Source organism: Streptomyces sp. NPDC020597 (genome assembly GCF_044335095.1).
In the GTDB taxonomy this organism is placed as follows: Bacteria; Actinomycetota; Actinomycetes; order Streptomycetales; family Streptomycetaceae; genus Streptomyces.
The window spans coordinates 60,891-82,385 of the sequence record NZ_JBIRUL010000029.1 but is presented as its reverse complement, the minus strand read 5'-3'; the positions used below and the strand labels follow the sequence as shown (position 1 = coordinate 82,385).

Below are 21,495 nucleotides of genomic sequence, written 5' to 3'. Positions count from 1 at the left end.
ACGGTGTTCGTACCAAACGACGTTCGCCCGGGGCTACGCTCTCCCCATGAGCTCGCAGCCGATCAGCCGCCGCACGCGGCCCGCCAAGGCCCCCCTCAGCCGCGACGCCGTCGTGCGGACCGGTCTGCGGATCCTCGACCGCGACGGGCTGGACGCCCTGACCATGCGTCGCGTCGCCAAGGAGCTGGACACCGGCCCGGCCTCGCTCTACGTCTACGTGGCCAACCGCGACGATCTGATGGCCGCCATGCTCGACGCGGCCCTCGCCCAGGTCCCCCTCACCCCGGACTGCGCCCCCGGGGCTTCCTGGCAGGAACGGCTGCGGGCCCTGGCCACCGCCACGATCGAGGCCATGAGCCGTCACGAGGGCCTGGCCGCCGTCGCCCTCGGCGCGATCCCGACCGGTGACCACGCCCTGCTGGTCCTGGACCGCATGCTCGCGCTGCTCAAGGAGGGCGGCCTCGACGACGTCACCGCCGCCTGGGCCGTCGACCTGCTCTATCTGCACATCGCCGCGGCCGCCGCCGAGCAGAGCGTCCACAACGCCCAGGCCACGGGTGAGGAGAGCGTCGTCGCCGCGGCCGACCGCCGATACGCCTCCCTGCCCGCGGACCGCTATCCGATGGTCACCTCGCTGCGCGAGGCGCTGCTCTCGCCCGGCGACCGCGACGCCTGGGGCCTGAACGTCCTCATCAACGGCCTCCTCCACACTCCCGCCGGCTGACGCCGGGCCGCCCCGCACCGGCCCCGGTCGGCCAAGCTCCGGGAGCCCCTGCGCCAGGGCTCCCGGCAGGGCGCTCCCGCACGCGGCGGACGGCCGGCAGCATGCCCGCCGCGGTCGTCGTGTGGCCGATGCCACGTCCCCGGAGGTGTCCTGCGCCATGTCCTCCCACGGGAGCGGCAGGCTACGGTTTCCGCAGCTCTTCGCCTCCCGCCGCAGACCCCGGACGGCCGCCCGTGCTCGCAGACCTCTCCCCGCTCATCGCCGCCACCGCCGAATGGCTGACCCGCGCCTATCCGGCGTCCGGGGGCGCGTTCGCCTCCGCCCTGTGCGAGGCCCAGGCCCGCCAGGCCGCGACGGTCGCGGCGTGGCTGCGGTACCCGACGGCGACGGACGCCGCGCTGGTCGGCATGGCGGGTGCGGGCGGCTCGGCCCGCCTCGACGGGATCAGCGGCGCGGACGCCGCCGACGGGACCGACGAGGCGTGGCGCAGCTGGGTGGACGAGGTCGTGGCGAGCTGGGCGGCCGCTCTGCTCGCCGATCCCGCACTCGCGGCGGACGCGGTGGCCGCGCTCGCCGGGGGCGACCACACGCGGGGGACGACGCCGGACTTCAGACGGTTGCTGGCCCCCGACGAGCGCGACGGGCGGGCGGCGGCGCTGCTGCGCCACCCCGACCTCCTCGCACCGGTGGCCCGGCTCCACCGTGCTCAGCTCCTCGACCGGCTCGGACGCGGCCGGGCCCTCGTCGCCTGACGCGCTCCGCGAAGACCGGGTCCGTCCGTCCCACTGGGGCCCGTGCCCGGTTCCGGCCCGTGCCGGGTCCGGCCGCCTGCCCGTAGCCTCGCCTCCCCGTCCTCCCGTCGGTCGGGTGAACTGCCGGACCGGCCCGCCGTGCGGACGAACGGCCGTTGAGGCGGAGTGTCCGTGCATCCGGGCCCGCCGACAGGTCCCTTCCCGTCCGTCGGTCAGTCCGGCTTGCCGCGGCCCGTCAGGGCGTCCCGCAGCCGGTCGACGAGTCCGGCGCCCGGGTTCAGCATCTTGTTGGCAGGAGGCTTGTCCGGGGCGGCGGGGTGCGGACGCGTCGGGGCGGTCTTCTTCGCCCTGCGGACCTTGTCGCCCAGCTCGTCCAGGGTCTCCGCCGAGCACGCCGCGCGCAGCCGGGGGAACAGGTTCTGCTCCTCGTCGGCCACATGGGCGCGGATCTCGCTCATCAGCATGCCGACCAGCCGGTCGAACTCGGGGTCGTCCGGCCGGCGGCCCTCCAGGTCCTTCATCAGCTGCTCGGCCTGCGCGTGGTCCTGCAGTTCCTTGTCGGCGAGGGCGTCGCCGCCGGGGACGTGCTCGCGCACGGCCGGGTAGAGGTACATCTCCTCGGCCACCGAATGCCGGACCAGCTCCATCGTGGCCTGGTCCGCGTAGAGCCTGCGGTCCTTCGCGCCGGCCGGCAGCGCCTCGATCCGGCCGAAGAACTCCTCGACCTCGCGGTGATCGGTCACCAGCTCGTCGATGACGTTCCCACCATGGCCCATGTCCTCCACCTCCTGTCTCGACATGACGGCCCCAGGAGGGGCCCGCCACGGCCCGAGTGCCCCGCGCCGAGGCGCCGACACGGGATGCTTCCGGCACCGGGACCGGAAAACGCCCGGCGGGCCGGCGCTGTTCGCCGTGACATCGGCCCGACGCGGGTCCGACCGGCAGAATGGAAGCAGGGACTCACCTGCTAGCCCACCTGGAGGTATCCATGCGGATGCTGATCAACGTTGCGGAGACCGTGGTCGCGGACGCGCTGCGCGGTATGGCGGCCGCCCATCCCGAGCTGACGGTCGACGTCGAGAACCGGGTGATCGTGCGACGGGACGCGCCGGTGGCCGGGAGGGTCGCGCTGGTGTCGGGCGGCGGGTCCGGGCACGAGCCCCTGCACGGCGGGTTCGTCGGCCCCGGAATGCTCTCGGCGGCCTGCCCGGGCGAGGTGTTCACCTCGCCGGTTCCCGACCAGATGCTGCGCGCGGCCGCGGCCGTGGACAGCGGGGCCGGCGTGCTGTTCATCGTGAAGAACTACACCGGCGACGTGCTGAACTTCGACATGGCCGCCGAGCTCGCCGAGGACGAGGGCATCCGGATCGCGAAGGTGCTGATCGACGACGACGTGGCGGTGACCGACAGTCTCTACACGGCCGGGCGCCGCGGCACGGGCGCGACGCTCTTCGTGGAGAAGATCGCGGGCGCCGCCGCCGAGGAGGGCCGGCCGCTGGAGCAGGTCGAGGCGCTCGCCCGGCAGGTCAACGAGAACTCGCGCAGTTTCGGCGTGGCGCTCAGCGCCTGCACGACGCCGGCCAAGGGCAGCCCGACCTTCGAGCTGCCGCCCGGCGAGCTGGAGCTGGGCGTGGGCATCCACGGCGAGCCTGGCCGGGAGCGGCGGGCGATGATGACGTCCGGTGAGATCGCCGACTTCGCCGTGCACGCGATCCTGGACGACTTCACGCCCCGAAATCCCGTCCTGCTGCTGGTCAACGGCATGGGCGCGACGCCGCTGCTGGAGCTGTACGGCTTCAACGCCGAGGTGCAGCGTGTGCTGTCCCAGCGCGGGGTGCCGGTCGCCCGCACGCTCGTCGGCAACTACGTGACGTCCCTCGACATGGCCGGCGCGTCGGTCACCCTGTGCCAGGTAGACGAGGAACTGCTGCAACTGTGGGACGCCCCGGTCAGGACCCCGGGGTTGCGCTGGGGCGTGTGAGGCGCGGAGCGCACACGGCAGTCCGGAACGTACCGACCACGCAAGGAGATCCAGTGCTCGACGCCGACTTCTTCCGCCGCTGGATGACGGCGACCGCCGCGTCCGTCGACCGCGAGGCGGACCGGCTCACCGCCCTCGACTCGCCGATCGGGGACGCCGACCACGGCAACAATCTGCGGCGCGGCTTCACCGCCGTCACCGCGACGCTGGAGAAAGAGGAGCCCGGGACGCCGGGCGCCGTCCTGGTCCTCGCGGGACGGCAGCTGATCTCGACGGTCGGCGGCGCCTCCGGCCCCCTGTACGGCACCCTGCTGCGCCGTACCGGCAAGGCTCTCGGGGACGCCGCCGAGGTCGACGAGCAGCGGTTCGCCGAGGCGCTGCGGGCGGGCGTCGACGCCGTGATGCAGCTCGGCGGCGCCGCGCCCGGCGACAAGACCATGATCGACGCGCTGGTCCCGGCCGTCGACGCCCTCGCCGAGGGCTTCGCGGCCGCCCGCGCGGCCGCCGGTCAGGGGGCCGAGGCGACGACGCCGCTGCAGGCGCGAAAGGGCCGGGCCAGCTATCTGGGCGAGCGCAGCATCGGCCATCAGGATCCGGGGGCGACCTCGGCGGCACTGCTCGTCGCCGCCCTCTGCACGGCCGGCGGGGAGTGAGGCGACGGTGAGCGAGGACAGGATCGTGGGCGTCGTACTGGTCTCGCACAGCGCGGCGGTGGCCTCGGCCGTGGCCGACCTGGCGCGCGGGCTCACGGGCGGCGGCGCGGCCGTCCCGGTGGCCGCGGCGGGCGGCACGGAGGGGGGAGGGCTGGGCACCAGCGCCGAACTGGTCAGCGCCGCGGCGGCCTCGGTCGACCGGGGCGCCGGAGTCGCCGTCCTGGCCGACCTCGGCAGCGCCGTCCTCACGGTCAAGGCGCTGCTCGCCGAGGGCGACGAGCTGCCGGACTCGGCGCGCCTGGTGGACGCCCCCTTCGTCGAGGGCGCGGTGGCCGCGGTCGTCACGGCGGCGGCGGGCGGCGACCTCGACGCGGTGGAGGCGGCGGCCGCCGACGCGTACACGTACCGCAAGGTGTGAGACGGGCGGGTCGAGCGGGACCGGGGCGGGCCGGCGGCGCGCCCCGGCCGCTCACCCGCCCTCCCCCGCCCGGCCGCTCACCCGCTCACTCGGCCTCCCCGCCCTCGCCGCCTCCCTTGCCGGTCGGGGCGGTGGGGCCGTTCGGGCCGGTCGGGGCTTCTCGGCCCCGCCGCGCCCCCGGGGCGTTCCGCTCCGGGGGCGTCCCGGAGACACCGGTCGCGTCCGGGCCCTCGGCGGCGTCCGACGGACCCCAGTCCTCCTCCCAGCCCGGCGGCCTGACGTCCGCCGTGCCGTCCGCCTCGTCCTCGCCGTCCCGCACCGGGGGCAGCGACGATCCGCCCGGGTCCACGTCAGGCACCTGTGCGAACTGCCGGGCCAGTCGCTCCCCGACCGCCACGGCGGACGCGTGGCTCTCGATGGGGGTCGCCCTGGAGTTCTTGAACACGATGTACGTGACGCCGGACGGCGCGCCGCCCCCGCGCGGGTCGGGGCGGATGCCGAGCGCCTCGGCGGTGGCGTACGAGGCCTCACCGATGATCCCGCGCGGTCCGGTGTCTCCGACCACGGCGTACGCCACCCGGTCCCGGTAGACGACCGCGGCGACGGATCCGCCGCGCACCCCGTGGTCACGGTGGTCCCAGACCTCGCTCGCGCCCGGTACCACGATGTAGGGCAGGGCCTCGGCGCTGAGATAGCGGCCGTCGGACTGCTGGAAGGCCGTGGCCGCGGAGAACAGCGGGTCGGTGCCGCTGTTGCACCGCGGGCCCGGGCGGCCGTCGCAGTCGATGTCCATGTCGGCCGTCCAGAAGACCGCGTCTTCGGTGCCGCAGACCGGGATCGTGGCGGGCGCGCCGTCGTCCGTGCGATAGCGGCCCCGGGAGACGGGAGCGCAGTCGCGGACCCGGGACAGCAGGTCGGCGGCGCGGACGGAACCCTCATGGTGCGGCGCCGGGGCCCCGGGAGCGCCCGCGGTCGGCCGCACGGCGGCGGGCGAAGTGGTCGGGGCCAGCAGGGCGAGGCCTGCCACGGCCAGTGTCAGCGACTGGACGCGCACGGTTCGGGACCCTCTCTTGGAGGCTTGGACGGACGCGGTTCGACGGGCACTCGGAACAATCTGGTGGGGGCCGGAGCGCCCGGCCACTCCGAGAGGGCCGTACGGGGGCCGCTGCTGACGGACCGGCAGTGCGTCGGCGGCCGGGGGGCCGTGGCCCCGTGGGGCGGTTCCGGGCCCCCGGACCACTGCGCCGGCGCGGGAACAGCGACGACTGCGGTCGGCGCCTCGGCGTGAACTCGTCCCATGGGAAGGGGAGTTCGACCGGGACGTGCTTCAGCGTACGTAGCTCCCGCCAGCGGTCGTCGGGGCGGCGCGCCGGCCGGCCGTCGGCTCCCGCCCTCTTGATGTGCCCGCATCACCGCGCCATATTGGTCCGGACCAATGCCGCCGTGCCGGGGCCGGGAGGCGACGCCGTGCGACGTGTTGTGCTGTGGGTGTCGGGGTGCGTGCTGGTGTCCGCCCTGTCGAGCGGGTGCGGCGTCGGCACGGCCGACGACGACGGCCGGGGGCCCGGCGCCCCGACCGGCGTGACCGCCGCGGCCGGCAGCGCGACGAGCGTCCACGTCATGTGGAACGCGGTCGCGGCGGATCGCGGAATCAGCGCGTACGAGGTGTACCTGGGCGAGCAGAAGGCCGGTGAGGCGCCCGGCACCGCGCACATGCTGGACGTCGTGCGGCTCGCCCCGTCCACCGCGTACGTCTTCACCGTGCGGGCCCGTGACGTGCAGGGCCGGCTCGGGCCGCCCGGCAGGGAGGCGCGGGCCACCACTGCGGCGGCCGGGGCGGCGGACCGCTCGGCGCCGACCGCGCCGGGCGGGCTGACCGGACGGGCCGCCGGGAGCCGGGCCGTCCAGTTGTCCTGGTCGGCCTCCGCCGACGACCGGAAGGTGGTCTCCTACGAGGTCTACCGGGGCGACGCGAAGATCCACAGCGTCGGGGCGGCTCAGACGGCGACGGTCGTCACGGGGTTGCGGCCGGGCACGGCCTACGCGTTCACGGTCCGGGCGCGGGACGCCGCCGACAACCTCTCGCCCGCGGGCCGGGCGGTGCGGATCACCACGGCGAAGGGGGACGACGAGGGGACGGACACGGCGCCCGCGGATTTCCGGGCGGCCTCTCACCGGGGCGCCGACGGCGGCTACTACATCGACCTGTCCTGGACGCCGCCCCGGGTGGACGGCGTCGTCACCGAGTACCGGATCCAGCTCGACGGGCAGCCCGCCACCTCCCTGGTGTGGGGCGGGAACCCGCCGCGCGGGACGGCTGCGTACAGCTTCTACGCGGGCGGGAAGGCCGGGGTCGCACACCGGGTGCGGGTGCGGGCCCGACTGCCGGACGGCGGCTGGGGCGCGTTCTCGGCGGAGCGGTCGGTGACGACGGGCCCCGGACCGTGAGACGCGCCGGGCCCGAGCCGTGACTGGTCCGTCCGGTGGAGTCCCTCACCTGCTCGGCGGCGGTCCGCGTGCGGGGCGCCGCAGGGGGGCGTTGGCTGCGTCTGAGGCAGCACGGACGAACCCGATCCTCGGCGGCGCAAGGGATGTACCGCCAACCGTGCCGCCGCCGGAGGACATCCCATGCGCAATTCCCGTCCGTTCCTCAGCTCAGGACTGGGCGTGGCGGTCGCCGCCGCGCTGCCGCTCGCCCTGGCCGCCGGGCCCGCCGCCGCCCGGGCGTCGGGGATCTCGGTCAGCACCACCGGCTCCACGGTGTCGGTGGTGACCAGCGCCTGCACCCAGATCAACGGCAGTTGGGGCACCGCCGCCCTGCTCACCAGCGGCCAGGGGAGCTTCGCCCAGGGGCGCCAGGTGGCCCTGTCCGGGACGGCCGCGAGCCAGTCGGCCGCGTGGTCGGCGGTCTCCCCGGGCACCTACACCGTCGTGGTCATGTGCTCCAACGGCAGCACCGCGGGCACCCAGTCGGTGATCGTCTCGACGCCGTCCACCCCGGCACCCACCCCGACGACCTCGCCCTCGCGCGGCGTCATGGGCGGCCTCGGCGGTGCGGCCCGCGACTACGGCGCCGTCACCATGGCGGTGGGCGGTGCGCTGGTGGGGGCGGGCGTCATCGCGACGGCCTGGTTCCTGCGCCGGCGCTCGAAGCCCTACCGGCTGTGAGCCCTGCCGGCACCAGGCTCTGGCCTTCGGCGCCCGGGGCGCTCAGCCGGGCTCGCCCTCCACGACGGGCAGGTTCGCCAGGGCCTCGCTGAGCCACTGCGTCCAGAAGGTCTCCAGCTCGATGCCCGCGCGCAGGACCAGGTGCTGCAGCCTGGCCTGCGCGCTGTCGTCGGCGACCGGGAAGTCCCGCTGCTCGATCTCCCGGTACTCGGCCAACTGCCGCCGATGCAGCTCGAGATGACGGCGCAGGTCCGCGTCGAGACCGGCGGTGCCGACGACGGCCGCGGCCCGCAGCCGCAGCAGCAGGGCGTCGCGGTGCGGCTTCGGGTCCTGCGCGGCGGCCGTCCACCGGGCGAGTTCGGCACGGCCGGCGGGCAGGACCTCGTAGGCCTTCTTCTGCCCGCGGACCGGCTGCTCCGCGGGCAGGGCCCGGATCTGCCCCTCGGCCTCCAGCCGTCCCAGCTCGCGATAGATCTGCTGGTGCGTGGCCGACCAGAAGTAACCGATCGACTTGTCGAACCGGCGGGTCAGATCCAGCCCCGACGAGGCGGGCCGCTCGAGGAGGGCGGTGAGGATCGCGTGCGGGAGTGACATGCGGTCATCCTAGGGACGGTCCGGGGCGGCTCCGTGCGGTCGGCCTACAGTGCCGCCGCCAGCTCGGTGCCCTGCTGGACGGCGCGCTTGGCGTCCAGTTCGGCGGCCACGTCCGCGCCGCCGATGAGGTGCACGCTGCGGCCGGCGGCGATCAGCGCGTCGTAGAGGTCGCGGCGCGGGTCCTGGCCGGTGCACAGCACGACGGTGTCGACCTCCAGGACCGTGCTCTGCTCGCCGACGGTGACGTGCAGCCCGGCGTCGTCGATCCGGTCGTAGCGCACGCCCGGGACCATGGTGACGCCCCGGTGCTTGAGCTCGGTGCGGTGGATCCAGCCCGTGGTCTTGCCGAGGCCCGCGCCGACCTTGCTGGTCTTGCGCTGGAGCAGGTGGACGGTGCGCGGCGGGACGGGACGCTCGGGGGCGGCGAGACCACCGGGCCCCTGGTAGTCCATGTCCACGCCCCACTGGCGGAAGTAGGCCGCGGGGTCCTCGCTCGTCTTGTCGCCGCCGTCGGTGAGGAACTCGGCGACGTCGAAGCCGATGCCGCCCGCTCCGAGGATCGCGACGCGGTCGCCGACGGGCGCGCCGTCGCGCAGCACGTCGAGGTAGCCGACGACGCTCGGGTGGTCGACGCCCGGGATGTCGGGGGTGCGCGGGCTGACGCCGGTGGCGACGACGACCTCGTCGTAGCCGGTCACGTCCTCGGCGGCGACGAACGTGTCCAGGCGTACGTCGACGCCGTGCGCGTCGAGCTGGTGGCGGAAGTAGCGCAGCGTCTCGTCGAACTCCTGCTTGCCGGGGACCCTGCGGGCCACGTTCAGCTGGCCGCCGATCTCGCTCGCGGCGTCGAAGAGGGTGACGGCGTGGCCGCGTTCGGCCGCGCTCACCGCGCACGCCAGACCGGCCGGACCCGCGCCCACCACCGCGACCCGCTTGCGCAGCCGGGTCGGGGCGAGGACCAGCTCGGTCTCGTGGCAGGCGCGCGGGTTGACCAGGCAGGAGGTGATCTTCCCGCTGAAGGTGTGGTCCAGGCAGGCCTGGTTGCAGCCGATACAGGTGTTGATCGCCTCCGGCGTGCCCGCCGCGGCCTTGTTGACGAAGTCGGGGTCGGCGAGCATCGGGCGGGCCATCGAGACCATGTCCGCACAGCCGTCGGCGAGCAACTGCTCCGCCACTTCGGGGGTGTTGATGCGGTTGGTGGTGACGAGGGGCACGGAGACCGCGCCCATCAGCTTCTTCGTCACCCAGGTGTAGGCGCCGCGCGGCACGGAGGTGGCGATCGTGGGGATGCGCGCCTCGTGCCAGCCGATGCCGGTGTTGATGATGGTCGCTCCGGCGGCTTCGACGGCCTTGGCGAGGGTGACGACCTCGTCGAGGGTCGATCCGCCGGGCACCAGGTCCAGCATGGACAGCCGGTAGACGACGATGAAGTCCTCGCCGACCGCCTCGCGCACGCGCCGGACGATCTCGACCGGGAAGCGCATCCGGTTCTCGTAAGCGCCGCCCCAGCGGTCGGTGCGGTGGTTGGTCTGCGCCGCGATGAACTCGTTGATGAGGTAGCCCTCGGAGCCCATGATCTCGACGCCGTCGTAGCCGGCCTGCCGGGCCAGACGGGCGGTGCGGGCGTAGTCGTCGATGGTCCGCTCGACGTCGGCGTCGGTCAGCTCGCGGGGCACGAAGGGGCTGATGGGCGCCTGGAGCGGGCTGGGGGCGACCAGGTCCCGGTGGTAGGCGTAGCGGCCGAAGTGCAGGATCTGCATCGCGATCCGGCCGCCCTCGCGGTGCACGGCGTCGGTGACGATCCGGTGCTGTTCGGCCTCCGCCTCGGTGGTGAGCTTGGCGCCGCCCTCGCCCGGCCGTCCTTCGTCGTTGGGGGCGATGCCGCCCGTGACGATGAGGCCCACTCCCCCGCGCGCCCGGGCCGCGTAGAACGCGGCCATGCGCGCGAAGCCGTTCTCGGCCTCTTCCAGGCCGATGTGCATCGAGCCCATCAGGACGCGGTTGGGCAGCGTGGTGAAGCCCAGGTCGAGGGGGCTCAGCAGGTGGGGGTATCGGCTCATGGCAGGCCTCCGTGCGCGGCGGTAGTCCCTCAGTTCTAGAGGACTGCGCACGGGTTGTGCAACTAGTTGCACAATCAGGCCGGGGTGATGTGCCGCAGGTCACCGGCGACGCGGTCGCGGGGGGCCTGCGGCCGGTCCGCCCCTCAGCGGCTCTCGAGCAGGACGTGCAGTTCGCGCTCCTGGTCCCCGGAGGCCGAGGAGAGGTCGCGCACCGAGAACACCGAGTCCAACGTGGAGCGCAGCCGTTCGATGGCCCAGTAGCTGCCCTGCGCGTCGGCCTCGACCGAGGACGACAGCCGGGCCGGCTCGGCGCATTCGCGCGCCTCGGTCACCTCGAAGGTGCCCAGCCAGACCATCGGCCGGCTCTCGTGGAGCTGCTGCGGATCCTCGCCGCTGCCGCGGTCCGACTCGAAGCAGGCGTTCAACGCGTCGAACACGATCCGGGCGTCCTCCTTGCTGCATCCGCTGATCTCGACGGAGACGGATTCCTCGTGCGATCGCTCGCGATCCATCGTGATCGCTCCTCTCGTGGCGGTGGCGCGGCTGTGCGGGTTCCCCGCGAACCGCGCCACATCCCCAGAAAAGCATCACTTTCCGAGCGGGACCAGCGACGGGAGCGGTCGCCGGCCCCCACGCTCAGCCTCGGGTGAAGCGGTAGGTCTTGCTGTCGGTGAGCACGCAGAAGCCCGGCGAGACGACGATCACCCGCAGGGTGCCGGTCCTGCGGTCGTAGTCGATCCCCTCGGCCTCGAAGGACCCGGAGCACGAGCTGCGCAGCGGCAGCTGGCGCAGGGCCGTGACGTGACCGGTGACGTCCGAGGCGCCGTTCGGCGCGGCGGACAGATCGATCTGCAGGAGCGGCTTGGTGATCCCGAAGAGCGTCCCCGCGGGGTCGTCGGAGGCGCACAGCAGGGTGGTGGGGCCGGTGAAGTCGCACCCCTGGACGTCCCGCACGGCATGGTCGAGACGGACCGTCGACGCCAGCGGCAGATCGGCGGAGGGCGACGTGGCGGCGTTGGCGCCGGGGGTCGGGAACACGAGGAAGCGGGTCATGGTGCCCCACTCGCCCGACAGCATCCACTGGCTGTCCGCGGTGATCGCGACCCAGGAGTTGTTCAGCGCCTCACCCGGGCCGAGCGCGTGGACGTACTCCGACCACGCCCCGCCCGGCGCCTGCACGCGGAACATCTTCGAGCCGGACGAATCGCTCTGGTAGGGCTCGACGTAATAGCCGCCGTAGGTCGCGTCGGGGTCGCCGACGTGGTTCCAGCCCCGCACCGACAGGGCGAAGGGGATGGTGCCGATGCCGGTGTAGCGGTTGGCACTGTTCGCCGGCGCCTCGACGGAGGCGAGTCCCTGGCTCTCGGTCAGCGGGTCGGCGCGGTCGGAGCCGACCTCGGTCCAGATGTCGGCGGCCGCGGCGGGCGGGGCCGCCGAGAAGGCGGCGACCGCCGCGACGGCCAGCGCGAGAGCGGCGGCGCGGGCGGCGCGGGCGGAGCCGGCCAGGGGGCTTCGGCGGCGGGCAGGGCGCAGGGGCATATGTCTCCTCGTCAAGGGGGGTGGGCGCGCTCGGCGCACAGTCTGGCCCGGCCGCGATGGGCATGTACAGACCAAACTCATGGCCGGGTTCGGGCTCTGAGGAGAACAGCGCGCGAAGCCGTACTGGAGGAGCATGGAGAAGGGCCGCCGAAGGCGTGGGAGAAATGGGTTGAGCGCGGTAGAACAGGGGGAGTCGGCACGGGGGACGGCGTGCCGCATCGACGTGCGGAGGCGGTGCGTGGCATGAGCGGAGCCGGATCGTCCGCAGCCGACGGCGGCCCGAGCGGGCCCAGCGGACTGCTGGACATCCTGAACGTGGCCTCGGTGGTCCTCGACGCCGAGGGCCGTATCGCGCTGTGGAGCCCTCAGGCGGAGGAGCTGTTCGGCTACTCGGCGCAGGAGGCGCTCGGGCGCTTCGCGGCCCGGGTGATGGTCCACGAACGGCACGTGGACCTCGTCGTGAAACTGTTCGCGGACGTGATGGCCACCGGCCAGAGCTGGGCGGGCGCGTTCCCCATCCGGCGCAAGGACGGCACCACCCGGCTCGTGGAGTTCCGCAACATGCGGCTGATGGACGACCGGGGCCGCGTCTACGCCCTGGGCCTCGCCGCCGACCAGACGACGGTGCGGCGGCTGGAGCGGGACGTCGCCCTGTCCACCCGCATGGTCGCGCAGTCCCCCAACGGTCTCGCCGTCCTCGACACCGACCTGCGGTACGTCTCCGTCAACCCGGCCCTGGAGCGCATCAACGGGCTGCCGGCCGAGGAGCACATCGGCCGGACCGTCCGCGAGGTGCTGCCCCGACTCGACGCGGACGCCCTGGAGGCCGCGGCGCGTCAGGTCCTTCGGACCGGGGAACCGCTCGTCGACCGGTCCACCACCGGCCGCACCCCGGCGGACCCGGACCAGGAGCACGCCTGGTCGCTCTCCCTGTACCGGCTGGAGGACGTCCGCGGCACGGTGCTGGGAGTGGCCGTCTCGGTCCGGGACGTCACCGACCGGCACCGGGCCGCCGTGGAGGCCGAGGCGGCCCGCCGCCGACTGGCGCTGATCGCCGACGCCTCCACCCGCATCGGCACCACCCTGGACCTCGAGCGCACGGCGCGCGAACTGGCCGAGGTGGCCGTCCCGGAGCTGGCGGACGTGGCCGCCGTGGATCTGCTCGACGCGGTGGTGACGGGCCGGCGCACCAGCCTCGGGCCCGCCGAGTCGGCGGTGATCCGCGCCCTCGCGGTACAGGCCGTCGACGAGCCGGACGCGCTGCGGGCGGCCGACCAGCCCGGGCAGGTGGCCCGTTACGCGCCCGACCGCCTCATCACCGAGTGCGTGCGCTCCGGCCGGCCGGTCATGGTGGCGCACGTCAAGGACGACGACCTCGGGCACATCGCCCGCTCCCCGGACGCGGTCGGCCTGCTGGCCCGCGCCGGCGTGCACTCCTATCTCGCCGTTCCGCTCATCGCCCGGGGCGAGGTACTGGGCGCCCTGGACCTCAAACGCACCCGCAATCCGCTGCCGTTCAGCCGCGACGACCTGTTGCTCGCCCGCGAGCTGGCCGCCCGCGCGGCCGTCCAGATCGACAACGCCCGCTGGTACCAGAACGCCCGCACCACCGCGCTCACACTGCAGCGCAGCCTGCTGCCGAGCCATGCGCCGGTCACGGGCGGCCTCGAGGTCGCCTCCCGCTACCAGCCCGCGGACGCCACCACCGAGGTCGGCGGCGACTGGTTCGACGTCATCCCGCTGCCGGACGGCAAGACGGCGCTCGTCGTCGGCGACGTGATGGGCAGCGGCATCGACGCCGCCGCCGCGATGGGCCGGCTGCGCACGGCGACGACGACGCTGGCCTCGCTGGCCCTCGACCCGGCGGTGCTCCTGGAACATCTGGACCGGATCACCCAGGGCCTCGACCACTCCATCGCCACCTGCGTGTACGCCGTGCACGACCCCCGGCTCGGGAGATGCCGGATCGCCAACGCCGGGCATCTGCCGCCGGCGTGGGTGCGCCCGGGGCGTCCGCCGGAGCTGCTCGACCTGCCGACCGGCGCGCCGCTGGGCGTGGGCGGCGTGGCGTTCTCCACGACCGACGTCGACTTCGCCCCCGGCGACCAGCTCGTGCTGTACACCGACGGCCTCGTGGAGACCCGCACCCACTCCCTGGACGAGCGGCTGGAGGCGCTCCTGGCGCTGCTCGACGATCCCGCGCGGCCTCTGGAGGAGGTCTGCGACCTGCTGCTCAGCGCGTTGCACCACCCCGACAACCACGACGACGTGGCCCTGCTGGTGGCGCGGGCCCTGCCTCGGCAGTGAGAGAGCTCCGGGCAGCGAGATCCGGCTCGGCGGCAGCGCCAGCCGCGGCCGTGCCCGGTTCACAGCTCTTCGTTACGGGCTCCTTACCCGTCCCCACGGACAATCACAGGCAGGCGTGTCAGTGACGATGCCGTCGTGGCCGAGGAGCGTGAGCCGTGATGCAGCAGCCCGACGAGCCGGACCGCACCGAGGTGCTCGGGGGGCCGGGTGGCGCCGAGGAACACCACCACTTCGGCCTGCGCACACCGTGGCGGCGCCGGTCGCCCCGCGGACGGGCCGTGATCGCGGCGACGACCGTCGCGGTCCTGGCCCTCGGCGGCACCGTCGCGTACGCGGCCGCCTCCGACGGCTCCGGCGGCCCGCCCTCCGCGTCGCCTTCCGCCTCCTCCTCGCACGGGCCCGGAGAGCGGCACGGCCACGGCGGCCCGTGGTCCGGCTTCGCCGACGCGGCCCACGGCGAGGCGACCGTGAAGGACCCCGCCACCGGCGACTGGGTGGTCCGCGTCTGGCAGCGGGGCACGGTGCAGAAGGCGGACGGCGACCGGATCACCGTACGGAGCGACGACGGCGCCTCGTGGACCTGGAAGCTCGGTCCCGACGCCACCGCGTCCGACCGCGGTTCCTCCGGCGCCCACGCGCCGAAGAAGGGCGACACGGTGTCCGTCGTCGGGACCCGCTCCGGCGACGCCTACACGGCCGACCGTGTGCTGTCCGGCTCCCGCGACGAGCACCGCCGGGACGACCGGCACGGCGGCTTCCCCGGTCACGGTCCGTGGGGCCGCGGGGGCGGCGACCGCTCCGCGGGCCCCACGGACGGCGGAGCGGCTACCTGACCCGGGTCCCGACCACGACATGGGCGTACAGGTCCTCGTCGCGCGCCACCCGCACCGTCAGACCGCCGAGGACGAACGCCTCGACCGCGGCCGTCGCCTGACGCTCGCTGGTCTCCACGAGCAGGCAGCCGCCGGGGGCCAGCCAGCAGCGCGCCTCGGCGGCGACCCGGCGCAGCACGTCCAGTCCGTCGCCGCCGCCGTCGAGGGCGGCGAGCGGTTCGTGCTCGCGGGCCTCGGGCGGCAGCAGCGGGACCTCGCCGGTGGGCACGTACGGCACGTTGGCGGCCAGGATGTCGACCCGGCCGCGCAGCCGGTCCGGCAGCGCCGTGAACAGGTCCCCCGTGTGCACGTGTCCGCCGTGACCGGCGATGTTGCCGCGGGCGCAGCGCACGGCCACCGGATCGACGTCCGCGGCGTGCAGCTCGATCTGCCCGAGTGAGGCGGCGAGCGCGGCGCCGACCGCGCCGGAACCGCAGCACAGGTCGACGACGACGGACGCGTGCGGCGCCGCGGCGAGCGCCTGGTCGACGAGGAACTCGGTGCGACGGCGGGGCACGAAGACGCCCGGCTCGACGCGGACGCGCAGACCGTGGAACTCGGCCCATCCGACGACGTGTTCCAGGGGCAGACCTGCCGCGCGCCGCCGCGCCATGGCGGCGGCCTCGTCGGGGGTCCGGGCGGCGGCGAGGATCAACTCCGCCTCCTCCTCGGCGAAGACGCATCCGCCTGCCCGCAGCACCGCGACGAGGGCGTCGCGGGAGAGGACGGGAGAGGAGGAGCGCGGTGAGGCGTCCGCGTCGGGTGGGAAGGGCGAAGACATGGAAGGCGTGGAAGGCATGGAGCGGGGAGCCTTTCGGGATCCGAAGGGCGCTCCCTGGACCGCCTAGGAACGGCGGCTGACGCCGTCACGAGAGAGGAGCACCCGACCTGACACTGCGGTAATGGGTCTCACCCCCTCAACTTCGCGCGACTGGGGACCTCCGCAGCCGGCGGCCACCCTACCGCAAGCACGGGCCGCTCTCCGGAGCGCTCGCCCCCGTCCGAGTTGTACTGTGCAACCAGACGGGTGAGGGAGCGTGGGGAGTGGCCATGCAGGAAGCCGAGGCCGTGGAGACCATCCAGCGCGAGATGACGGTCTTCGCGCGGCGGGCGCGGGCCTCGGCGGGCCGGCTGCACCCCGAACTGTCACTGGTGTCGTACACCCTGCTCGGCCATCTCGAGGAGAGCGGCGGCTGCCGGGCGACCGACCTCGCCGCGCACTACGCGCTGGACAAGTCCACGGTCAGCCGCCAGGTCACCGCCCTGGAGCGGGCCGACCTGATCGAACGCCGTCAGGATCCGGAGGACCACCGCGTCCAGGTGCTCCACCTCACGGACGCCGGCCGCCGCATCCTCGCCCAGGTCACCGAGAGCCGCCGCGCGGCCTTCCGCCAACGCCTCGCCGAGTGGCCGCCGGAGGACCTGGAACGGTTCGCGCGCTACCTGGAGCGGTACAACGGCTGGACGGCCCCCTGAGTCGTCGTGACCGGCGGTCCCTGCGTGAGTCCGAGCGCCCCCGCGTGGGCCCGGCCGGGCGGGGCTCCGTCGGCGAGCCGTCGTGAACGATGCGTGAAACCATGTACTCCAGACGGGGTAGTACGCCCATGGGGGCACCCGTCCGCGTGACGGCGAGGAGGTCGACATGCGAACCCGGGTGCGTGGCTGGCGCTGGCGGCACAATCCGCTGCGGCGGCGTTCGGACGTCGTGGAGGCGTGGGCGACGCTCGTCGTCGCCGTGCTGCTGCTCGTCGCCGCGCCCCTGGCCGGAGCGCTGGCCGGCCAGTGGGCCCACGACGACGCACGGGCGGTCGCGGCCCGGCAGCAGGCCGACCGCCACCGGGTGCGGGCCGAGGTCGTCGGCCGCGTGCCGCAGACGATGCCGTCGGTGGAGGGCGGGCGGCATCAGACGGTCCGGGCGACCGTGCGCTGGACGCCGCCGGGCGAGCCGGCCCGCACGGCCCCCGCACGGGTGCCGGCGGGCACGCGTCAGGGGCAGACGGTGGACGTGTGGTTCGACGCGCACGGCCGCGACGTCGCGCCGCCGCCGAACGACACGATGGTGTGGCAGCAGACCCTCACCATGGGCGTGTGCGTGGCCGGGGGCGCGGCCGCCACGGTCCTGCTCGGGCACGCCGTGGTCCGCCGGCTGGCGATGCGGCGCCGGCTCGGCGAATGGGAGCGGGAATGGGCGCTCACGGAACCGCAGTGGAGCCGGCGCAGGCCCGCCTGAGGCTCCCCGCCGGAGGCTGGCGGGCCTTCCCGCCGTCGCCGTACGGTGTGATCATTCGTACGGGCACTTAACAAAAGGCGGTCCTTCATGCCCCTGTTCGACCTGTCGCTCGAAGAGCTCCGCACGTATCGCAGCGCCTCCCCGGAGCCGGAGGATTTCGACGCGTTCTGGTCCAAGACCCTGCAGGAAGCCCGCGAGCACGACCTGGACGCCCGCTTCGAGCCGGTCGACACGGGTCTGACCACGGTGCAGGTGTACGACGTCACGTTCGCCGGGTTCGGCGGCCACCCGGTCAAGGGCTGGCTGACGCTGCCCGCCGGCACGGCTCGACCGCTGCCGCTGGTCGTGGAGTTCGTCGGCTACGGCGGCGGGCGCGGACTGCCGCACGAACACCTGCTGTGGGCGTCGAGCGGCCGCGCGCACTTCGTCATGGACACTCGCGGCCAGGGCAGCGCCTGGGGCGGCGGGGGCGGCACCGCGGACCCGGTGGGCGGCGGGCCGTCGTACCCCGGATTCATGACCCGGGGTATCGAAGACCCGGAGAACTACTACTACCGCCGGGTGTTCACGGACGCGGTGCGCGCGATCGAGGCGGCCCGCTCACACCCGCTGACCGACGCCTCGCGGACCGTGGCGGTCGGCGGGAGCCAGGGCGGCGGCATCACGATAGCGGTGGGCGCTCTGGTGCCCGACCTCGCGGGCGTCGCGCCGGACGTGCCGTTCCTGTGCGACTTCCCGCGCGCCGCCACCCTGACGGACCGTCACCCCTACCGCGAGATCGGCCTGTTCCTCAAGACGCACCGCGGCCGCACGCAGGACGCACTGCGCACCCTGTCGTACTTCGACGGCGTGCACTTCGCCGCCCGCGGCACGGCGCCCGCGCTGTTCTCGGCGGCCCTCGAGGACCAGACGTGCCCGCCGTCGACCGTGTTCGCCGCCTTCAACGCGTGGGCCCACGACGACAAGGCGATCGAGGTGTACGACTTCAACGACCACGAGGGCGGCGGCCCCTTCCAGCAGGCGGTCAAGCTGCGCTGGCTGCGCGCGTACGCCTGAGCGGGCCGGGCGACGGCGGGGAGCGGCTTCCTCCCGGGAGGGGCGGGGAGGTAGTCGCTCCGGCCCGCTTCCCTCCAGTCCGACCAGTCGGTATGTTCGGTGGATCCGGGCCGCACCGTCGCGGTCCGGGGTTCCGGCGGACCACGGAGGATCCATGTCCGAGCACGTGCCCCAGGTTCACGGCCACTGCGATCCGCGGTTCGCCGCGCTGCGCACCGCCTTCGAGGAGAACTTCCGGGAGCGCGGCGAACTGGGCGCCGCGGTGAGCGTCACGCTCGACGGGGTGACGGTGGCCGACCTGTGGGGCGGCTGGGCCGACGCCGCCCGCACCCGCGCCTGGGAGCGGGACACCCTGGTCAACGTCTGGTCCACCTCGAAGGGGCCGACGGCGCTGTGCGCGCACATCCTCGCCGACCGGGGCCTGATCGACCTCGACGCACCGGTGGCCGCCTACTGGCCCGAATTCGCCGCGGCGGGCAAGGAGGGGGTCCTGGTGCGGCATCTGCTGTCCCACCGCGCGGGCCTCGCGGGGCTGCGCGAACCGCACTCGCTCGACCAGCTCTACGACTGGGAGCTGACCACCGCGCGTCTCGCGGCCACGGAGCCCTGGTGGGAGCCGGGCACCCGCTCCGGATACCACGCGCTCACCTACGGCTTCCTGGTCGGGGAGGTGGTACGGCGGGTGTCGGGGTTGTTGCCGGGGGCCTTCCTGGAGCGGGAGGTGACCGGCCCGCTGGGCGTCGACTTCACGATCGGGCTGCCCGGGAAGGAGTCCGCCCGGGCCGCCGAGCTGGTGCACCCGCAGACCGCCCCGTCCAGTGAACAGGCTGCTGTCTTCAGCCAGTTGGCGCCCGCGGCCATCGCCGCGCTGACCAACCCCCTGGCGGGTGCGGTCGAGGCCAACTCGGCCGAGTGGCGGGCCGCGGAGATCCCGGCCGCCAATGGTCACGGCACCGCCCGGGCGGTCGCCGCGCTCTACGGCATCCTCGCCGGCCGGGGCGCGTACGGCGGCCGGCGCATCCTGTCCCCCGAGGCCGCCGAGCGGGTGCGCGAGGGCCAGGGCAGCTGCCGGGACCTGGTGCTGGGGGCCGGTTTCGCGCACGAGACGGAGATCGGGCTCGGACTCTGGCTCAGCGGCCCGAACGGCTCCTACGGACCCAACCCACGCGCTTTCGGACACGACGGCTTCGGCGGCTCCTGCGGGCTCGCGGACCCCGAGGCCGGCGTGTCGCTCGGATACGTCATGAACCGCATGGGCCCGCACATCGCCGACGACCCGCGCAAGACGGCACTGGTGGACGCCCTCTACGGCGCCCTGTGAGCGGCGGCCCGGCCGAGCCGCGCCACGGCCTGCGGGGGGCGAGGTGCGGCACGGCCGGGCGCGGGTGCGGGGCGACGCCGCGAAGGAGGCGGGGACGGCGGCCCGGGGGGCGCGGGGCGACACAGCGGGGACGGCGGCCCGGGCGGGGCGCGTGGTGACACAGCGGGGCCGCGGCGGGGCGGTCGGGTTTCGGCCGATCGGTCGCGCCGCCCTTCCCTGCTGGTTTAGACCAATGCCAGATCTGGTGGCGCACCGATTCCGCCCGACTACGGCACGTCACTCACAGGAGGCGCGCGGCATGGCCCGCAGCACCACCCTCGTCCCCCCGTCCACCGACGACCGGCCCCTGTACCGGCGGATCGCCGAGGAGCTGCTCGGCGCGTCGCACACCACGCCGGCACCCGGCGAGCGGCTGCCGAGCGAACGCCGGCTGGCCGGGCAATTCGGCGTCAGCCGAGAGACCGTGCGGCAGGCACTGCAGGTGCTGCGCCACGACGGTCTCGTCGAGACCGACCGGCGGGGCAGCCGCGTCGCCCTGCGGGCGAGCCCGCCGCGCGGCCGGCCACAGGGGGCGTCCACGGCGGGCGCCGCGGCGTTCCTCGCCTTCCCGGTGGGCGCGTCGTCCGCGGACGACGCCCCCGCGACGGCCCGGACGGCGGTCAGCTGGGAGCCGCCGCCGCCCGAACACGCCGAGGCGCTCGGACTCGCCCCGGACCGGCCGACGCTGGTCCATCGCTACGAGTCCGCCGACGCCGACGGCGGCGGTCTGCGCACGGCGGTCACGTCCTTCTCCGCGGTGGCCGTGGCGGAGGTGGCGGAGCTCGCCCGCTGCCGCGACCGCGCCGGCACGGGCGGCGCCGCACAGCTCGGGCGCGCCTACGACTGGATGCGCCGGGCGGGCCTGACCCTGCACCACCGGGACTGCATCACCCATCTCGACGACGCGCCGTCGATGCGCGTGACGCGGCGGGTGCACGACCAGTACGCGCGCCCGCTGGAGATCACCGACCTGGTGGTGGACACCCGGCGCGAGGCGCTGGTCTACGCGTTCACCCTGCCGGCGGCCGGGTGACCCCGTCCGGACCGTCGGCGCCGGGGTCCGCCCGTCGTGCCTCGACCAGACGGACCCGTGGACTGCCGTCCCTGCGCACCCCGAACGCGGGCAGGGCGCGCTGCTCCACCCGGAATCCGGCCCGAGTCAGTTCGCGCCGCACCTCACCGAGCCGGAAGGCCCGGTAGTACATGACGAACGGCGGCCGCCACAGGGCGTTGCGCACCCGCATCGCGGCGTCGAAGCCGAGGAGCGCCCAGTACAGGGGGGAGGACGGCGGGGGCGGCGCGACGACCGGGAAGGCGAAGCGACCGCCCGGCCGCAGCGCGGTGTGCACCTGGGCGAAGAGGCCCGGCAGCTCGCGGGGCACGAAATGGCCGAACGCGCCGAAGCTGACGACGAGGTCGAAGCGGGCGGTGAACGGCAGGGCGCGGGCGTCCGCACGCACCCAGGAGACCCGCGGGCCGGCCGCCCGGGCTCGCCGGCGCGCCTCGTCGAGCATGCCGGCGCTGAAGTCGACGCCGGTCACGCTGGACCGGCACACCGTCGCCAGGACGTCCACCCCGGCGCCCGTGCCGCAGCACAGGTCGAGTCCGTCCTCGTAGGGGCCGGTGACCTTCAGCGCCGCGGCGACCGCGTCGAGGACGGAGTCCGGGGTGCGGAACGGCGTGTGGTCGAACTTGGGCGCGAGGAGGTCGTAGCCGTGCTCGACGGAGGACAGGGCCTGCACGGCGAGTTCGCGCAGCGTGGGGCCTTCGGGGCTGAACAT

General features: G+C 74.5%; 21 protein-coding genes and 1 pseudogene. 14 read left to right on the top strand and 8 right to left on the bottom strand.

The genetic code is table 11. The features are described 5' to 3' along the window. Positions 1 to 46: 46 nt before the first annotated feature. Both ACH4ZA_RS33415 and ACH4ZA_RS33410 read left to right on the top strand, forming a co-directional pair. Positions 47 to 724, top strand: coding sequence for a TetR/AcrR family transcriptional regulator C-terminal domain-containing protein (locus ACH4ZA_RS33415; protein ID WP_398433006.1), 678 nt, complete (start codon positions 47 to 49; stop codon positions 722 to 724). Between the two features lie 233 nt (positions 725 to 957). Then, positions 958 to 1,476, top strand: a complete 519-nt coding sequence (locus ACH4ZA_RS33410) for a hypothetical protein (protein WP_398433005.1) — start codon at positions 958 to 960, stop codon at positions 1,474 to 1,476. A 212-nt stretch (positions 1,477 to 1,688) separates the two neighbouring features. On the opposite strand, the gene ACH4ZA_RS33405 is transcribed toward ACH4ZA_RS33410, so the two are convergent. Continuing rightward, on the bottom strand, positions 1,689 to 2,252 hold the full coding sequence (locus ACH4ZA_RS33405) for a hemerythrin domain-containing protein (RefSeq protein ID WP_398433015.1): 564 nt from the start codon (positions 2,250 to 2,252) through the stop codon (positions 1,689 to 1,691). Between the two features lie 212 nt (positions 2,253 to 2,464). Here ACH4ZA_RS33405 and dhaK point away from each other — a divergent pair, with 212 nt between their 5' ends. The 3 genes from dhaK to ACH4ZA_RS33390 are packed head-to-tail and all read left to right on the top strand — an operon-like array spanning position 2,465 to position 4,528. Next, positions 2,465 to 3,457 (top strand): dihydroxyacetone kinase subunit DhaK, encoded by a 993-nt coding sequence (dhaK, locus tag ACH4ZA_RS33400; protein WP_398433004.1) that lies wholly within the window; start codon positions 2,465 to 2,467, stop codon positions 3,455 to 3,457. 53 nt (positions 3,458 to 3,510) lie between these two features. Continuing rightward, complete coding sequence (dhaL, locus tag ACH4ZA_RS33395) at positions 3,511 to 4,110, top strand: dihydroxyacetone kinase subunit DhaL (RefSeq protein WP_398433003.1); 600 nt, start codon at positions 3,511 to 3,513, stop codon at positions 4,108 to 4,110. A 7-nt stretch (positions 4,111 to 4,117) separates the two neighbouring features. Next, positions 4,118 to 4,528: a PTS fructose transporter subunit IIA gene (locus tag ACH4ZA_RS33390; protein ID WP_398433002.1), complete on the top strand. Its 411-nt coding sequence runs from the start codon at positions 4,118 to 4,120 to the stop codon at positions 4,526 to 4,528. A gap of 358 nt (positions 4,529 to 4,886) precedes the next feature. On the opposite strand, the pseudogene ACH4ZA_RS33385 reads toward ACH4ZA_RS33390, so the two are convergent. Further along, positions 4,887 to 5,582 (bottom strand): annotated as a pseudogene (locus ACH4ZA_RS33385) (glycoside hydrolase family 75 protein); the annotation flags it as partial. Between the two features lie 413 nt (positions 5,583 to 5,995). Here ACH4ZA_RS33385 and ACH4ZA_RS33380 point away from each other — a divergent pair. Together ACH4ZA_RS33380 and ACH4ZA_RS33375 are read left to right on the top strand one after the other, a co-directional pair. Further along, positions 5,996 to 6,976: a fibronectin type III domain-containing protein gene (locus ACH4ZA_RS33380; RefSeq protein WP_398433001.1), complete on the top strand. Its 981-nt coding sequence runs from the start codon at positions 5,996 to 5,998 to the stop codon at positions 6,974 to 6,976. Between the two features lie 180 nt (positions 6,977 to 7,156). After that, positions 7,157 to 7,696 carry a hypothetical protein gene (locus tag ACH4ZA_RS33375; protein ID WP_398433000.1) on the top strand — a complete coding sequence of 180 codons (540 nt, stop codon included), beginning with the start codon at positions 7,157 to 7,159 and terminating at the stop codon, positions 7,694 to 7,696. 42 nt (positions 7,697 to 7,738) lie between these two features. Here ACH4ZA_RS33375 and ACH4ZA_RS33370 read toward each other — a convergent pair whose 3' ends face one another. The 4 genes from ACH4ZA_RS33370 to ACH4ZA_RS33355 all read right to left on the bottom strand — a co-directional run bounded on the left by ACH4ZA_RS33370 (position 7,739) and on the right by ACH4ZA_RS33355 (position 11,889). Beyond that, complete coding sequence (locus ACH4ZA_RS33370) at positions 7,739 to 8,290, bottom strand: PadR family transcriptional regulator (RefSeq protein ID WP_398432999.1); 552 nt, start codon at positions 8,288 to 8,290, stop codon at positions 7,739 to 7,741. Between the two features lie 44 nt (positions 8,291 to 8,334). Next, positions 8,335 to 10,350, bottom strand: a complete 2,016-nt coding sequence (locus ACH4ZA_RS33365) for an FAD-dependent oxidoreductase (protein ID WP_398432998.1) — start codon at positions 10,348 to 10,350, stop codon at positions 8,335 to 8,337. Positions 10,351 to 10,493: 143 nt separating this feature from the next. After that, a complete protein-coding gene (locus tag ACH4ZA_RS33360) occupies positions 10,494 to 10,862 on the bottom strand; it encodes a hypothetical protein (protein ID WP_398432997.1) in 369 nt (122 codons plus the stop codon). 124 nt (positions 10,863 to 10,986) lie between these two features. Further along, positions 10,987 to 11,889: a hypothetical protein gene (locus ACH4ZA_RS33355; RefSeq protein WP_398432996.1), complete on the bottom strand. Its 903-nt coding sequence runs from the start codon at positions 11,887 to 11,889 to the stop codon at positions 10,987 to 10,989. A 243-nt stretch (positions 11,890 to 12,132) separates the two neighbouring features. Here ACH4ZA_RS33355 and ACH4ZA_RS33350 point away from each other — a divergent pair, with 243 nt between their 5' ends. Both ACH4ZA_RS33350 and ACH4ZA_RS33345 read left to right on the top strand, forming a co-directional pair. After that, positions 12,133 to 14,196, top strand: coding sequence for a SpoIIE family protein phosphatase (locus ACH4ZA_RS33350; protein ID WP_398432995.1), 2,064 nt, complete (start codon positions 12,133 to 12,135; stop codon positions 14,194 to 14,196). 158 nt (positions 14,197 to 14,354) lie between these two features. Beyond that, positions 14,355 to 15,029: a hypothetical protein gene (locus ACH4ZA_RS33345; protein ID WP_398433014.1), complete on the top strand. Its 675-nt coding sequence runs from the start codon at positions 14,355 to 14,357 to the stop codon at positions 15,027 to 15,029. On the opposite strand, the gene ACH4ZA_RS33340 is transcribed toward ACH4ZA_RS33345, so the two are convergent. Then, positions 15,022 to 15,849, bottom strand: coding sequence for a putative protein N(5)-glutamine methyltransferase (locus ACH4ZA_RS33340; RefSeq protein ID WP_398432994.1), 828 nt, complete (start codon positions 15,847 to 15,849; stop codon positions 15,022 to 15,024). The genes ACH4ZA_RS33345 and ACH4ZA_RS33340 overlap by 8 nt on opposite strands. Before the next feature lie 269 nt (positions 15,850 to 16,118). On the opposite strand from ACH4ZA_RS33340, the gene ACH4ZA_RS33335 reads away from it, so the two are divergent. From ACH4ZA_RS33335 to ACH4ZA_RS33315, 5 genes are all read left to right on the top strand, one after another. After that, the gene (locus tag ACH4ZA_RS33335) at positions 16,119 to 16,544 is read left to right on the top strand and encodes a MarR family winged helix-turn-helix transcriptional regulator (protein ID WP_398432993.1); all 426 of its coding nucleotides are present in this window, start codon (positions 16,119 to 16,121) and stop codon (positions 16,542 to 16,544) included. A 166-nt stretch (positions 16,545 to 16,710) separates the two neighbouring features. Continuing rightward, positions 16,711 to 17,298 carry a hypothetical protein gene (locus tag ACH4ZA_RS33330; RefSeq protein ID WP_398432992.1) on the top strand — a complete coding sequence of 196 codons (588 nt, stop codon included), beginning with the start codon at positions 16,711 to 16,713 and terminating at the stop codon, positions 17,296 to 17,298. 87 nt (positions 17,299 to 17,385) lie between these two features. Next, positions 17,386 to 18,354, top strand: coding sequence for an acetylxylan esterase (locus tag ACH4ZA_RS33325; RefSeq protein WP_398432991.1), 969 nt, complete (start codon positions 17,386 to 17,388; stop codon positions 18,352 to 18,354). Between the two features lie 154 nt (positions 18,355 to 18,508). Further along, positions 18,509 to 19,675 (top strand): serine hydrolase domain-containing protein, encoded by a 1,167-nt coding sequence (locus ACH4ZA_RS33320; protein ID WP_398432990.1) that lies wholly within the window; start codon positions 18,509 to 18,511, stop codon positions 19,673 to 19,675. A 298-nt stretch (positions 19,676 to 19,973) separates the two neighbouring features. Continuing rightward, the gene (locus ACH4ZA_RS33315; RefSeq protein WP_398432988.1) at positions 19,974 to 20,747 is read left to right on the top strand and encodes a GntR family transcriptional regulator; all 774 of its coding nucleotides are present in this window, start codon (positions 19,974 to 19,976) and stop codon (positions 20,745 to 20,747) included. Here the strand turns inward: ACH4ZA_RS33315 and ACH4ZA_RS33310 are convergent. Continuing rightward, positions 20,725 to 21,495: a class I SAM-dependent methyltransferase gene (locus ACH4ZA_RS33310; protein ID WP_398432987.1), complete on the bottom strand. Its 771-nt coding sequence runs from the start codon at positions 21,493 to 21,495 to the stop codon at positions 20,725 to 20,727. The two genes, ACH4ZA_RS33315 and ACH4ZA_RS33310, sit on opposite strands and share 23 nt — an antisense overlap.

Coding starts and splice junctions, on each gene's coding strand:
- dhaK (WP_398433004.1), top strand. CDS start 2,465: ATGCGGATGCTGATCAACGTTGCGGAGACCGTGGTCGCGGACGCGCTG.
- ACH4ZA_RS33325 (WP_398432991.1), top strand. CDS start 17,386: ATGCCCCTGTTCGACCTGTCGCTCGAAGAGCTCCGCACGTATCGCAGC.
- ACH4ZA_RS33320 (WP_398432990.1), top strand. CDS start 18,509: ATGTCCGAGCACGTGCCCCAGGTTCACGGCCACTGCGATCCGCGGTTC.
- ACH4ZA_RS33350 (WP_398432995.1), top strand. CDS start 12,133: ATGAGCGGAGCCGGATCGTCCGCAGCCGACGGCGGCCCGAGCGGGCCC.
- ACH4ZA_RS33310 (WP_398432987.1), bottom strand. CDS start 21,495: ATGTTCAGCCCCGAAGGCCCCACGCTGCGCGAACTCGCCGTGCAGGCC.
- ACH4ZA_RS33335 (WP_398432993.1), top strand. CDS start 16,119: ATGCAGGAAGCCGAGGCCGTGGAGACCATCCAGCGCGAGATGACGGTC.
- ACH4ZA_RS33405 (WP_398433015.1), bottom strand. CDS start 2,252: ATGGGCCATGGTGGGAACGTCATCGACGAGCTGGTGACCGATCACCGC.
- ACH4ZA_RS33330 (WP_398432992.1), top strand. CDS start 16,711: ATGCGAACCCGGGTGCGTGGCTGGCGCTGGCGGCACAATCCGCTGCGG.
- ACH4ZA_RS33365 (WP_398432998.1), bottom strand. CDS start 10,350: ATGAGCCGATACCCCCACCTGCTGAGCCCCCTCGACCTGGGCTTCACC.
- ACH4ZA_RS33315 (WP_398432988.1), top strand. CDS start 19,974: ATGGCCCGCAGCACCACCCTCGTCCCCCCGTCCACCGACGACCGGCCC.
- ACH4ZA_RS33370 (WP_398432999.1), bottom strand. CDS start 8,290: ATGTCACTCCCGCACGCGATCCTCACCGCCCTCCTCGAGCGGCCCGCC.
- ACH4ZA_RS33375 (WP_398433000.1), top strand. CDS start 7,157: ATGCGCAATTCCCGTCCGTTCCTCAGCTCAGGACTGGGCGTGGCGGTC.
- ACH4ZA_RS33355 (WP_398432996.1), bottom strand. CDS start 11,889: ATGCCCCTGCGCCCTGCCCGCCGCCGAAGCCCCCTGGCCGGCTCCGCC.
- ACH4ZA_RS33360 (WP_398432997.1), bottom strand. CDS start 10,862: ATGGATCGCGAGCGATCGCACGAGGAATCCGTCTCCGTCGAGATCAGC.
- ACH4ZA_RS33340 (WP_398432994.1), bottom strand. CDS start 15,849: ATGTCTTCGCCCTTCCCACCCGACGCGGACGCCTCACCGCGCTCCTCC.
- ACH4ZA_RS33345 (WP_398433014.1), top strand. CDS start 14,355: ATGCAGCAGCCCGACGAGCCGGACCGCACCGAGGTGCTCGGGGGGCCG.
- ACH4ZA_RS33415 (WP_398433006.1), top strand. CDS start 47: ATGAGCTCGCAGCCGATCAGCCGCCGCACGCGGCCCGCCAAGGCCCCC.